We start from the raw sequence: 13,951 nt of genomic DNA, 5'->3' as shown, positions 1-13,951 counted from the left end.
GACAATCGTTCTGGCAGGGATTTATGCAGCCGGTTGTTGTATAATTGAGGTAATGGTTCGGGATAGAAGAGGAAAAACATGAATATAAAAAAGATAAAAGCCGTAATTTTTGATATGGACGGCACACTGATCGACACGGAAAAATATTACCGCATGTTCTGGCCAAAGGCATTGGCGCATTTTGGGTATGAAATGACGGATGAACAGGCACTTACCATGCGGTCACTTGGGCAGCCATATGCACCACAGCATTTAAAAGAAATGTTTCGTGATCCGGATCTGGATTATACGGCGATACGAAATTATCGCAAGCAGATCATGGGAGAGTGTTTGAAAAAAAATGGAATTGAGATCAAAAAAGGTGCAATCGAACTTCTTGATTATTTAAAGGCACAGGGTATTCGCCGTGCAATCGCGACGGCGACAGATCAGGTGCGTACAGAACAGTATTTAAAGCAGCTTGGTCTTTACGGTTATTTTGATCAGATCATCTGTGCAACGATGGTGGAACATGGAAAGCCTTCACCGGATATCTATCAGTATGCATGCAGACAGCTTGCGCTTTTGCCGGAGGAATGTATCGCAGTTGAGGATTCCCCAAACGGTGTATGCAGTGCTTATGGTGCAGGCTGTAATGTTGTGATGGTGCCGGATCAGACCGAACCGGATGAGGCATTGCGTGGGAAGCTGGCAGCGAGGGTGGATTCGTTAGATGAGATCATAAAGCTGTTTAAGAAATTCCCTGGTCTGACCAAGGAAGACGAGGAGCATCAGCTCAGTAAAATCATAGAGATTGCGCAGGATAATTTAGATCATGCGAAAGAAGATATCCGGAAGATCAATGAAGATCTTGCCGATCTCCTCGAAGTCTACGATGCAAAGGATAAGGAAGGACTGGCACTCTGGAACAATGCAACCGCGCGGTTAAAGGAGGATGAACGGGAACTGGTGCGCTATGAAAAGGCGCGTAAGAAGCCGTATTTTGGGCGTATTGATTTCAGGGATCCAAAGGCGAAAGCGGATGAGGCTTATTATATTGGAAGAGTCGGCATCACGGACAGCAGCTCTGATCCGGTCGTGCTCGACTGGCGGGCACCGATTGCATCAGTATACTATGAGAGCAGGATGGGAACATGCCAGTATACCGTGAGCTCTGAGGGGACATTTGAGATTGATCTGAAATGCAAGCGCACTTACGAGATTGAAAATGACCGGTTAAAAGATTTCTTTGATTCGGATGTGGTCGCCAACGATGAACTGCTGACAAAATACCTTGCCCAAAATAAAAAGGCAGTTTTGGGCGAGATCATTGCGACGATCCAGAAAGAGCAGAACCTCATTATCCGCCGTTCGCCGAAAACGAACATCATTGTGCAGGGTGTCGCCGGTTCCGGAAAAACGACAGTGGCGATGCACCGTATTTCCTATATTCTATATAATTATAAAGATGATTTCCGCCCGGAGGACTTTTATATTATAGGAAGCAACCGGATCCTTTTGAATTATATTACAAGTGTTCTGCCGGAACTTGATGTGTATGGAATCCGTCAGATGACGATGGAGCAGCTTTTCATCCGCCTTTTGTATGAGGATTGGGACGAGACGCGGTTTTCTTACCACAATATCAACAAGACAGATGCAAAAAACAGCATCAAGGGCGGCACGGCGTGGTTTCTGGATTTAGAAAAATTCTGCCAGAACTATGAGAATCAGTCGATCGCAAAAGAAGACATTTATATGGAAAAGACTGGAAATCTCCTGTTATCAAAGAAGCAGATCGGACGTTATTTAAAAAATAATCCGAAAGTTTCCATGCAGAGCAAGATACTCATGTTAAATGAGATTTTGTATGCAAAATATGAAAATGAGGTTTCCGGGAAGTCCGTGACTTTTCCGCCAAAAGAGAAAAAGATTTTAGACAAAAAATACGCGTCTTATTTTGGGGATGGAAAATGGAGAGAATCTGTATTTACTTTTTACAGAGAATTTTTACTTGCGCAGCAGGAGGCAGGAAAAGAAGTCGATGTGCCGGAAAACTCGTTTGATGTCTATGATCTTGCGGCGCTTGCATATATTTACAAGAGGATCAAAGAGACGGATCCGGTGCGTGAGGCGAGCCATGTAGTGATTGATGAGGCGCAGGACTTTGGCATGATGTCATACAGATGCCTGCATTACTGTCTGTATGGCTGTACTTACACGATCATGGGTGATACATCCCAGAATATTCATTTTGAGTATGGTTTAAACGACTGGGAAGAGTTGAAAAAACTGATTTTGACCGGGATCTTCGATGCGTTTGGACTTCTTAGGAAAAGTTACCGCAACACGGTGGAGATTTCAGAGTATGCAAACGAGATCCTGCGCCATGGAGATTTTTCCATTTATCCGGTAGAGCCGATTATCCGTCACGGAAATCCGGTGCAGACGGTGGCATGTCCGGATGAAAATAAATTGCTGGCAGATACCGTCACCACGATCAAAAAATGGCAGCAGGACGGTTATGAGACGATCGCTGTGATCTGTCGTGATGAGGCGGAAGCGGCACAGGTTGCGGAAGAACTAAAGAAATATGTAAAAATTGTAGAAACAGATCTGGAAAAAGCCGAGTTCGGGGATGGCGTCATGGTGCTTCCTGTCTCCTACACGAAAGGACTTGAATTTGATGCTGTGCTGCTGTTTGATCCGACGCAGGAAAAATACCCGTCGGATAACGGGCATGTCAAACTTCTGTATGTGGCTGCGACCCGCGCACTGCATGAACTTGTGGTTTTGTACCGTGGAAAACTGACCGGGATCCTTGCCGACAAAGTCCCGGAAGGAAAACATATGAAAGAGTTTGCGGCAGAAACCTTGACAAAAGCAGCGGAATTTGAACGGGTGCAGCACACGGAAAAAGAGATCGAACAGCAGCGCAGGATCGAGGGCGCAAAGGATATGGCAGAGCGCGAGTATATCGGCCCGAAGCGCATTGTCATTAAAACGCAGGGGAAAGAAAATGAGGCTGAGGCAAGAGGAAAAATATTGACAGGGCAGAAAATGGCATCTGCCTATAAGAGAGCTGTGGCAGCGCCAGTCAGAAAAGCAGCAGACAGCTCTGGAAAAAACGAAGGAAACCATACGGAGAAAATCATTATCTCTCCCTATGAATTTGGCGCGATCCCGGACAATGCGATCCTCCGTGTCAAAGGTCACTCCCGAAACAATTTTGCCATCAAATGGATCAAAAAGACGAAAAGCTATGTGGAACTTTCCAGCATGTACGGACTTTTACGCATCACGCCGATTACACCGGAGGTGATCCGGGTCAGTTTCGTGAAGGGTGTCACGGAAAAAATTGGCGATACCGCATGGAAAGGAAAGGCGGATACAGCATTTACATGGAGTGCAAAAGAATCCAAAATGCTGGTAGAAATTGCAACGGAAAAAGTTACCGTGCGCATTGCAAAAAATAATGGTGCGGTCTGCTTTTACAATGAGAAAAAGCAGTTACTGCTTACGGAAAAAGCGGAGGAACCGAGGTTTCAGGAAGGCGGATGTAACTGGACATTTTTTGAATGGGAAAAGTCCGAACATTTGAAAGCAAAGGGACTGCTTGCCGCTGATTTTATGGATGTGACAGCAAAAGCAAAATATATTTCCCATGGTGGGAAAAAGTTAAGAATGCCGCTTGTGATATCGGAAAAGGGATACGGGCTTGCCGTAGCATCGAAAGGAACTGTGTTGTTTTGTGGGATACGGACTTTTGGACCTTATATCATGGCAGAGGGGAGTCAGAGCGATTATTATTTTATCAGCGAAAAGAACCGTGAAAAATTGGTTGAGATCTACCAGAGAACATTGACTTTACGCTACTGTTCACAGGCAGGCATTTTCTGAACTGAAAATGCCGTATGATACAGTGGTGGCAGCAGATTTTGCCGATTTGGAATGCGAAGCATCGGCAAAATCCGTTACTGGAACGAGGTACGAGTGAACAGTAACGACTTTATAACTGAAGATTTAAACATGATACGGATATTGATTGAATCAGAAAAGCAGGTTGTTTTATAATGGAGTGGATAAGAAAGAATAGAAGATCAGTGTGCAAACCTTGTTTTCATTAGAAAACAGCGCAGGAAAGGGAGTTTAAATGAATATAAAAAATTTAGAAAACAACGCAAGAAAATATGTGAGCAGTCTTGGAAATTTTCATGTATTAGAGTATCAGTCAGACGCCTCCGTTGCGCCGGAAAATGCGAGAAATGAGTACTTTATGAGTAAAATGGGTGTCCGCAGACGCCAGATCGTTATTGAACTAAACGGAAAAGAGTCTGCCATTATCCAGGCGGGCAGCATGCAGTGGATGGCAGGTCATGTGAAAGCAACCACAGGGATCAAGGGAGTCGGTGATTTTGTCGGCAAGATGGTCAAAGGTGCGATCACAAAGGAGACAGCAGTCAAACCGGAATACGTCGGCAACGGCATTCTGGTGTTAGAACCTACCTATAAATATCTGATCTTAGTGGATGTCGGATCCTGGGGTGAAAAGGGCATGACGATCGAGGATGGCATATTTTATGCCTGTTCCGGAACCGTAAAAAATAAGCTGACGGCGCGGAAAACAATCTCATCGACCGTGCTTGGCAAAGAAGGATTTTTCAACTTAAGTCTGGTCGGGGAAGGTGTCGCAGCATTGGAGAGTAACGTGCCGTATGAAGAACTGATTGAGGTGGAACTTGACAATGATGAATTAAAAATTGACGGAAATCTTGCAGTCTGCTGGTCCTCTGGTCTGGAATTTACTGTGGAGAGATCGACGAAAACGCTTGTGGGTTCGGCAGTCAGCGGCGAAGGACTCGTCAATGTGTACCGCGGAACCGGAAAAGTGCTCATGAGCCCGGTCGCACCGACGGCGTCACTCTATGAGGCAACACATACGGTGGAGGCAAAGCCAGTGGCAGAAAAGTATGAGGCAGAGTAGAAGTGAAAGTTATACTGCCAGAATAAAGATGGAGGAAACACATGATTACCGGAGAATTACGAAATAAAGTTGACAGGATATGGGAAACATTCTGGACAGGAGGAATTACAAATCCATTAGATGTCATAGAGCAGTTTACATATTTGAAAGTTGAAGTCCAAAAATCTCTTGATGAAACCCAAACATTATTTGACAGTCTGATGCAGAAATATTTTGGATAGAGGGGGAGAGATACTATGGCGAAAATGACAGTTTATCATGGTGGTTATACACCTGTTGAAACCCCGGAAATCCGCATAGGACGCAATACAAAAGACTTTGGCATTGGTTTTTATTGTACGATCATAAAAGAGCAGGCGCAGAGGTGGGCAAGACGTTATGATACGAAAATTGTGTCGATTTATGATGTGCGTTTAAATCAGGATTTAAACATCAAAGAATTTCGTGAGATGACGGATGAATGGCTGGATTTTATTATTTCGTGCAGAAGTGGGAAAGTACACGATTACGATATAGTGATCGGTGCAATGGCAGATGACCAGATTTATAACTATATTTCCGACTATATGGATGGCACGATTACAAGAGAACAATTCTGGGTATTGGCAAAATTCAAATATCCAACGCATCAAATCACGTTTTGTACGAAAGAGGCATTAAAATGTCTGGAATATAGAGGTTACGAGGAGGTAACATTGTAATGATCGGAGAAGGGCGCGAAGATCAAAAGGACAATGATTTATTTTTTGTATGTGGTCTGATTGATTATATTGCAAGAAAAACAAAAAACAAGAGGGCTGATATTGTAAACTGGCTTGGCAAAGAACGGCTGCAGAAAATCTATGAGCTGGCAGATATTTATCATTGTGACAATATTGACAGGGTATGTGAAGATTTTGTGGAAGAAGCGAAGATCCCGAATGGAACCTTTGATAATGTAGCAGATTGCAGATACGTGATTCCCTCACATTGGGATATTGCAAAAGTATATAAACGTTTGATCAAACAGGTGGCACAGGAAAAACAAATAGATATAATGGATGCATTGATAAAAGTATATAATTCGTTTCTAAGTCCGAAAATTGATGATTATAACAGTAGTCTTTATTACGAAAATCCATCTTATTTACTGGAGTGTTATATAGAAAATACAATTCTTTAATTTGATAAATAATAGTTTCGTTTGCACGCTGTCAGAAATACGTGCCTTAGTTAAGGTAGCTAAAAGTAGAGGATAATGTTATACTATGCATTATAGGAACATGGAAATCAAGAAACAGACACAAGAATTTATGATAGCATCATATTATTTTTGTCTGCAAATATAGAAAGAAACTAGTGGTATCAAAGCAGGTATCAGACGATATAAAACAGTTTTTTATGAGATATGTCAGAAAAACAATGTCTTTCATATAATGAATAGACAGAAGGAAGGAGACAGTTAAGATGTTAGAAATGAATGAATTGGATTCTATGTGTGGAATTTCAGATGATGAATTAACAGAGCGTTTTAAAGAGGCTATTCGGATTGATAATGAGATAAAAAAAATAAAAGGTGTTCCAATTGCAGGCTATGATGTTGAAAAAAAGACGGCTTTTTTAGAGTATCCGGATGGAAGGAGAAAATATGCCTCAGTATAGGGAAAAGTTTCCAGAAATAATTGTATTTGCAGGACCTAATGGTAGCGGAAAATCAACTATTACAAAGATTGTAAAAGTTATTGAACCGTATATTAATGCAGATGATATAAAAAGAACAAACTATTGTTCTGATCTTGAAGCAGTGCAATTGGCTGAAAAGACGAGAGAACAGGCGATTGTTAATCATAATAGCTTTACTTTTGAAACAGTTATGTCAACGGACAGAAATCTGGAATTATTGAAAAAAGCGAAAGAGAAAGGGTATTTTATTCGATGTATATACGTGTTGACTGCTGATGTAAATGTTAATATATTACGTGTGGAGTCTAGAAAGGCGTTAGGTGGACATGGGGTACCGGAAGATAAAATTCGCTTCAGATACTCGAAAGCGTTAAAACTTATTCCAGAATTAGTTCAAGTTGCAGATATAATGCATATTTATGATAATACATCTGTCCCGTATAGGATTTTTAAAAAAAGAAAAACAGAGTATTTTATATGGGAAAATAATAATTGGAGTGAGGAAACAATAAAAAAATTAGTTGGTTTACAGTAGAAAAGAACCTGTGTAATTTCTTAAATTGCATAGGTTTGTTTTATAAGTCTGAAAAACGTAAATAATAAATTAAATTTTGACAGTGATGTTGGCGCAGGATGTTGGTACGAAAGGAAAAGAGTACCAACATGGATGAAAAATTAGTATGCATATTAAATGAAATGGCAGATTTTTTAAGTATTGCGCAAATGAAAAAATTGCAGGAAGTATTACTTAAAAACTTATCCAGTGAAACACCGCAGAGAGAGCAGACATCCAATGAAACATATTTAAAAATGTTTATAGATGCAAAGCAGATCGAAGGATGTTCAGAGCGGACGCTGCAATATTATAAAATGACAGTGGAACATTTGCTTGCAACTTTAGATGTTCCGGTTCGAAAAATGACAACCGATGAGATCCGAAGTTATCTGGCAAATTACCAGCAGCGTAATAATTGCAGTAAGGTTACGGTTGATAATGTGCGTAGAAATATATCTAGCTTTTTTTCATGGTTAGAGGAAGAGGATTATATTTTAAAAAGCCCTATGAGACGAATACATAAAATTAAAACAAAACAGTCTGTGAAAGAGACAATTTCTGATGAAATGATTGAAAAACTCCGTGATAACTGCGAATGTGCGAGGGATTTAGCGATGATTGATCTTCTGTATTCAACCGGAATTCGTGTCGGAGAGCTGGTAAGATTGAATATCTCAGATATTGATTTTGAAGAAAGAGAATGTATCGTTTACGGAAAAGGAGATAAGGAGCGCAGAGTTTATTTTGATGCAAAAGCAAAACTGCATCTGCAAAATTATATCAATAGCCGCCATGACGATAATCCGGCATTATTTACAACTTTAGATGCTCCGTATGATAGATTAAAAATCAGCGGCGTGGAAATACGGGTGCGTGAGCTTGGCAGAAAAATCAGCATGGAGAGAATACATCCGCATAAGTTCCGACGAACGATGGCAACGAGGGCGATTGATAAGGGAATGCCGATTGAACAGGTACAGAAAATTTTGGGACATTCTCAGATAGACACGACGATGCAGTATGCAATCGTAAATCAGAATAATGTAAAAACAGCACATCGGAAGTATATTGCATAGACATATACATATGATGGTAACGGGGGAAAATAAATGGACAAAGTAATTGTATATCATGGCAGCAATGTTGTGGTTCCAGAACCTAAAATTATGATTAATGGACATTATAAAGATTTTGGATATGGATTTTATTGTACCAATATAAAGAAACAGGCAAAAAGATGGGCATTAACAAAACGTGGAGAATCTATTGTAAATATATATTCATATTCGGATATATCATCTCAGGAAGCAAAAATTTTTTCGGAAATGACGGAAGAGTGGCTTCAATTTGTTGTGGATTGTAGAAGAGGAATTGAGCATAATTATGATATTGTGGAAGGACCGATGGCTGATGACCAGATATGGGATTATGTAGAAGACTATATGGCAGGAAATATAAAAAAATCTGCTTTTTGGGAATTGGTAAAATTTAAATATCCGACGCATCAAATTGTATTTTGCACAGAGCAATCGCTAAGAATGCTGCAGTTTGAAGGGAGCGAAAATGTATGACAAATAAGTATTTTCCAGATGAAGAAATTCAAAAGAATGATTTATATTTTATATGTTATATGATTGAACGGGTGGCAAGAAAAATTCATCAAAAGAACCGTTATGTTGTAAATAGGATCGGAAAAGATGAATTATACCACTTGATTAGTGTGGCAAATGTACTTCATGCAGAAAATCCAAAAGATGTAGAGGATGACTGGATTGCAGCTTATCAGTTAAAAAAAGGCGATTTTGATATTGCGGATGTGAATAAAGAATTAGTGAGACAGATCCCATCGGCAATGCAGATGGGAAAAGTATATCAGCGTTTGATTGTCGATACGGCTCTTTGGAATGAAAATTATGTTGATGGAATATGCAGGGTTTATAATAATGATATTTGTGATATAATAGATAATTATAATTGTAGCGCATATTACGAGCCATCCTATATTATTGCCAGAGCATATCAGAATGGCGGTTTTTAAGGGAGTAAATAAGGTATTTTATCTCACAATCTGATCCCATAAATTCGGATTTGCAGGGCTGCGAGCAGCCCATAGGGGATGATGTAGATGGAAGAAATTAAACGTATTCAGTTATCTGAAATAGCTGATTTGATTACAAAAGGTACAACACCAACAACGCTTGGTTATGAATTCAAAGATGAAGGTGTAAACTTTTTAAAGATAGAATGTTTTGATGAGAATGGTGCTTTTTTGGAAAGTAAAGTAACTCATATTTCAGAGGAATGCCATAAAAAACTCAAAAGGTCGCAGTTAAAAGCGGGAGATGTATTGTTTTCAATTGCTGGAGCTATTGGTAGAGTTGCAATTGTTACAGAAGAGATGATTCCTGCAAATACTAATCAGGCGTTAGCCATTATTCGAATTTCGGATGAACAAGTGTATTTGCCATATATTAAGCTTATACTCACTTCTCCGATAGTTATTGAACAGTTCGAAAGAAAAAAACAAGGTGTGGCTCAGTTAAATCTGTCTCTTAAAGATATTAATGAGATTTCTATTCCTTTACCTAACAAAGATAAGCAAATAGAGTTAGCAGAGCTATTTGATAAGGTTGCAGATATTATTGTAAAGAGAAATATGGAATTAACTTCGTTAGACAACCTCATCCAAGCCCGATTTGTCGAGATGTTTGGTGACCCTGTTCAGAACACAAAAGGATGGAATATAGATACTTGTAAAAACTTGACATCAAAGATTGGTTCTGGAGCTACTCCAAAAGGTGGAAGAGAAAGTTATGGAACAGAAGGAATATCACTCATTCGTAGTATGAATGTATATAATAATCGGTTTGAATATAAGGATTTAGCTTATATTACTGATGAGCAGGCAGATAAGTTATCTAATGTAACAATAGAAGAAAATGATGTTCTTCTTAACATTACAGGAGCTTCGGTTGCAAGATGTTGCGCGGTTCCAAAGGAGCTGATTCCAGCAAGAGTAAATCAGCATGTGGCAATTGTAAGATGCAAGGATAGACTATTACCAGAATTCCTTTGCAGCATGTTTACAGAAGATAGTTACCAGAGATTACTATGGAGTATTGCTACAAGCGGCGGAGCTACAAGAGAAGCTATTACAAAGCAACAGATTGAGGATTTGGTATTGATTGTGCCCCCAATTGAACTTCAGCAACAGTTTGTGGATTTTTGCAAACAAGTCAACAAATTGAAACTTGCAACCTCCCCACAAACCACTCTCGCTGCTTGATATTAAAATTGTAATACTAACATCATCATCCAACAATAAATAAACGAAAAAGGACTTAATCACTATCCACACAAGAAAAAGGAGCATCAGCCATGGAAACTAATTTTGATTATCTTTTAGAAAAAGAAGAGTATTCCGATTTTGCAAAACAGGCGATAGAGGCAGAAAAGAGCATCAGCATATCGCCTGCGACATGTGCGATTCTCTCCAGAAGAGCGTTAGAACTCGCGGTTCGATTTGTGTTTTCCTATGATGCGGAACTGACACTTCCGTATCGGGATAATGTGTCGAGTCTGATCCATGAGCCTACATTTCGCAGCATCATTGAACCAAGACTGTTTCCGATGCTGAAATATACGATCCATCTTGGAAATGTCGCAGTCCATACGAACAGTAATATCAAAAGAGATGAGGCAGTCATAGCCCTGCGTGATCTGTTTGAATTTTGTGACTGGATTGATTATTCCTATTCGAAAGAATATACGGAACGTTTTTTTGATGAGTCTATACTGCCATCCGGGGATGAAAAAAGGGTAAAAGCGGAGGAGTTAAGACGTTTATATGAGAGTCTGTCCAGCAAAGATAAAAAATTAGAAGAAATTTGCAGGGAAAATGAGCAGCTGCGAAAACAGATGCAGGCACAGCGTACACTTCACAGCCAGACCAGAGAGTTCCATGTAGATGAGATCAGCGAGGCAGAGACGCGAAAGAGATATATCGATGTGGAATTACAGAGAGCAGGATGGATTATGGGACGGAATTGTACGGAGGAGGAACCGGTTACCGGTATGCCCAATGCCTCAGGAAATGGCTTTGTGGATTATGTTTTATGGGGAAAAGACCATTTGCCGTTGGCAGTGGTAGAGGCAAAAAAAGCATCGGCAGATCCAATCGTTGGAAGCCAGCAGGCAAAATTATATGCGGACTGTCTGCAGAATCAGTATAAGCAGCGTCCACTGATTTTTACCACAAATGGATTCGAAATTTTTTATACAAATGATAATGAGGGATATCCAAGGCGTGAGGTGTCCGGTTTCTTTACGCAGGAAGAATTACAGATTGAGATAGACAGAAGAAAGTTAAGAACTCCGTTAGAAAACATTGAAATTCGGGATGATATTACAAACCGTCCTTATCAGAAAGAAGCGGTAACAGCAGTCTGTGATGCAATTGCAAAAAAGCATCGGAAGATGCTGATCGTGCAGGCTACCGGTTCGGGAAAAACCAGAGTCAGCATCAGCATTGTGGATGTGCTGCGGAAACATAATTATGTAAAAAATATTTTGTTTCTTGCAGACCGGACGGCGTTGGTAAAGCAGGCGAAAAACAGTTATACAAATTTACTGGATGATTTATCCTGCTGTAACCTGGTAGAAGGAAAAGATGATCCGGAAGCCTGCCGCATGATTTTTTCCACTTATCCTACTATGATGAATGCAATTGATGAGACGAAAAATAAATATGGAGATCGTCTGTTTACACCGGGATATTTTGACCTGATCATCTGTGACGAGGTGCACCGCAGTATTTACAAAAAGTACCAGGAAATTTTTGAATATTTTGATGCAATGCTTCTTGGCATGACAGCAACGCCGAAAAATGAAATTGATAAAAATACATACGGGGTATTTGATCTTGAACGCGGCGTTCCGACATTTGCTTATGAATTAGAAAAGGCGGTAGAAGAGGGATATCTGGTCACTTACTCGACACTGGAATACAAAACGAAGATCATGGAAGAAGGAATCCATTATAATGAGTTATCTGAGGAAGAGAAGGAGAAGTTTGAGGAAACTTTCAAAGATGACGAGACGGTGGAGGAGGATATTTCCAATACCGCAGTTAATACATGGCTCTTTAATGACGACACGATTGATTTGGTATTAAAAGAGCTGATGGAGAAAGGCTTAAAGATCGAAGGTGGGGATAAAATTGGAAAAACGATTATTTTTGCAAAAAACACTCCTCATGCGAAAAAGATTGTGGAGCGTTTTAACACGTTATTTCCGGAATATTGTGGAGATTTTATCAAACAGGTCGATTATAGCATCAAATATGCAGATACACTGATTGATGATTTTGGCACAAAAGAACGAATGCCGCAGATTGCAGTATCTGTGGATATGCTGGATACGGGAATTGATGCTCCGGAGATTTTAAACCTTGTATTTTTTAAAAAGGTGCGCAGTTATGCAAAGTTCTGGCAGATGATAGGAAGAGGAACGCGTTTATGCAAAGATCTGCTGGGCGAGGGAATTGATAAAGAGCGTTTTCTGATTTTCGACTTCTGTAATAATTTTGAATACTTTCGGGTGAATAAAAATGGTTCTGAGAATGGAATTCAGGAATCACTTTGTGAAAAAATATATAATGCAAAGGCACAGATATGCAGGGAACTGCAGGCATCACAGTATGTCATGGATGCGGATTATGCAGTGTACCGAAAAGAGCTGGTAATGGGGCTGAATCAGGCAGTGATAGAATTAAATGATGACAGCTTTGTGGTAAAAAGGCATCTCAGATATGTAGAGATGTTTCGGAAGCTGTCAAGCTGGAATCAGTTAGAGACGATTGAAATATCCGAGATTAAAGAACATATCGCACCGTTAATGAAACCCAAAAAAGAAAATGAACTTGCCCGGAGATTTGATTATCTGATTTACAGCATTGATCTGGGATTATTACAGAGCAAAAGCGTCCAGAAACCAATTCAAATTGTGATGACAACAGCCGAACAGCTCTCGAAAGTATATCGGCTTCCACAGGTCGCAGCAAAAAAAGAAATGATTGAAAAAGTTCAGGAGACAAATTTCTGGGATGATGTAACGGTTGTGGAATTAGACAAAGTGAGGGAGGCTTTGCGTGATCTGCTTCAATATCTGGAACATGCAGGAAGAAGAATTTATTATACCGATTTTACGGATGAGATTACAGATAGGAACGAAGGAGAACCTATCTATGCAAGCGTGGATCTGAAAAATTACCGGAAAAAAGTGGAGTTTTACCTTCGGGATCACAAGGGTAAAATTTCAGTATTTAAACTGAGACATAATAAAAGACTTACAGAGGCTGATTTAAAAGAGTTAGAAGAAATTCTCTGGAAAGAACTGGGAACAAAAGCAGATTATGAAAAAGAGTATGGAGATACACCAGTTGGACGTCTGGTACGGCAGATTGTAGGAGTTGACAGGGAAGCAGTCAATGAAGCATTTAGTGAATTCCTGACAGAAGAGCGTTTAAATGTAAATCAGATCCGGTTTGTAAGGCTGATCGTTGACTATATTGTTGCAAATGGAAATATTGATGACAACAGGGTACTGATGGACGAACCGTTCCGGTCGGCGGGTAGTATCACAGCTTTGTTTAAAGATGATATGGATTCGGCAAGAAAGATTATGAGCATTGTGGACAGCATCAAGCGCAATTCCGAGGAAACTGCGTAAAAAATCTGATAGCAAAGAGAAAACTTATTCAACAAAAGGTG

At 40.0% G+C, this 13,951-nt stretch carries 12 protein-coding genes and 1 pseudogene; all 13 read left to right on the top strand.

What is annotated here, in order from left to right:
• Positions 1-78 precede the first annotated feature (78 nt).
• The 13 genes and pseudogenes from DXA60_RS03210 (at position 79) to DXA60_RS03150 (ending at position 13,910) form a co-directional block, all read left to right on the top strand.
• On the top strand, positions 79-3,879 hold the full coding sequence (locus DXA60_RS03210; protein ID WP_117919455.1) for an HAD-IA family hydrolase: 3,801 nt from the start codon (positions 79-81) through the stop codon (positions 3,877-3,879).
• Between the two features lie 253 nt (positions 3,880-4,132).
• Positions 4,133-4,963: an AIM24 family protein gene (locus tag DXA60_RS03205; protein ID WP_117919453.1), complete on the top strand. Its 831-nt coding sequence runs from the start codon at positions 4,133-4,135 to the stop codon at positions 4,961-4,963.
• Positions 4,964-5,004: 41 nt separating this feature from the next.
• Positions 5,005-5,184, top strand: a complete 180-nt coding sequence (locus tag DXA60_RS03200) for a hypothetical protein (RefSeq protein WP_117919451.1) — start codon at positions 5,005-5,007, stop codon at positions 5,182-5,184.
• A gap of 15 nt (positions 5,185-5,199) precedes the next feature.
• Positions 5,200-5,664: a DUF3990 domain-containing protein gene (locus tag DXA60_RS03195; protein WP_117919449.1), complete on the top strand. Its 465-nt coding sequence runs from the start codon at positions 5,200-5,202 to the stop codon at positions 5,662-5,664.
• Positions 5,664-6,125 (top strand): hypothetical protein, encoded by a 462-nt coding sequence (locus tag DXA60_RS03190; protein ID WP_117919447.1) that lies wholly within the window; start codon positions 5,664-5,666, stop codon positions 6,123-6,125. The genes DXA60_RS03195 and DXA60_RS03190 overlap by 1 nt, the downstream gene beginning before the upstream one ends.
• A gap of 92 nt (positions 6,126-6,217) precedes the next feature.
• Positions 6,218-6,369, top strand: a pseudogene (locus tag DXA60_RS19875) (transposase); the annotation flags it as partial.
• A gap of 40 nt (positions 6,370-6,409) precedes the next feature.
• The gene (locus tag DXA60_RS03180; protein ID WP_117919445.1) at positions 6,410-6,604 is read left to right on the top strand and encodes a hypothetical protein; all 195 of its coding nucleotides are present in this window, start codon (positions 6,410-6,412) and stop codon (positions 6,602-6,604) included.
• Complete coding sequence (locus tag DXA60_RS03175) at positions 6,576-7,160, top strand: zeta toxin family protein (protein ID WP_243006738.1); 585 nt, start codon at positions 6,576-6,578, stop codon at positions 7,158-7,160. Before DXA60_RS03180 ends, DXA60_RS03175 begins: the two co-directional genes overlap by 29 nt.
• A 128-nt stretch (positions 7,161-7,288) precedes the next feature.
• A complete protein-coding gene (gene xerA / locus DXA60_RS03170; protein WP_117919441.1) occupies positions 7,289-8,257 on the top strand; it encodes a site-specific tyrosine recombinase/integron integrase in 969 nt (322 codons plus the stop codon).
• A 33-nt stretch (positions 8,258-8,290) separates the two neighbouring features.
• Positions 8,291-8,752 (top strand): DUF3990 domain-containing protein, encoded by a 462-nt coding sequence (locus DXA60_RS03165; protein WP_117919439.1) that lies wholly within the window; start codon positions 8,291-8,293, stop codon positions 8,750-8,752.
• Entirely contained in the window at positions 8,749-9,219 is a 471-nt protein-coding gene (locus DXA60_RS03160) for a hypothetical protein (RefSeq protein ID WP_182436992.1), read from the top strand. Before DXA60_RS03165 ends, DXA60_RS03160 begins: the two co-directional genes overlap by 4 nt.
• An 87-nt stretch (positions 9,220-9,306) precedes the next feature.
• The gene (locus tag DXA60_RS03155; RefSeq protein ID WP_117919437.1) at positions 9,307-10,467 is read left to right on the top strand and encodes a restriction endonuclease subunit S; all 1,161 of its coding nucleotides are present in this window, start codon (positions 9,307-9,309) and stop codon (positions 10,465-10,467) included.
• A gap of 92 nt (positions 10,468-10,559) precedes the next feature.
• Positions 10,560-13,910, top strand: coding sequence for a DEAD/DEAH box helicase family protein (locus tag DXA60_RS03150; RefSeq protein WP_117919435.1), 3,351 nt, complete (start codon positions 10,560-10,562; stop codon positions 13,908-13,910).
• Positions 13,911-13,951 lie beyond the last annotated feature (41 nt).

The organism is Roseburia sp. OF03-24, assembly GCF_003463035.1.
Taxonomy (GTDB): domain Bacteria; phylum Bacillota; class Clostridia; order Lachnospirales; family Lachnospiraceae; genus Roseburia; species Roseburia rectibacter.
Note: the sequence above shows the minus strand (reverse complement) of the source record. Positions and strands in the feature narration are given on the sequence as shown.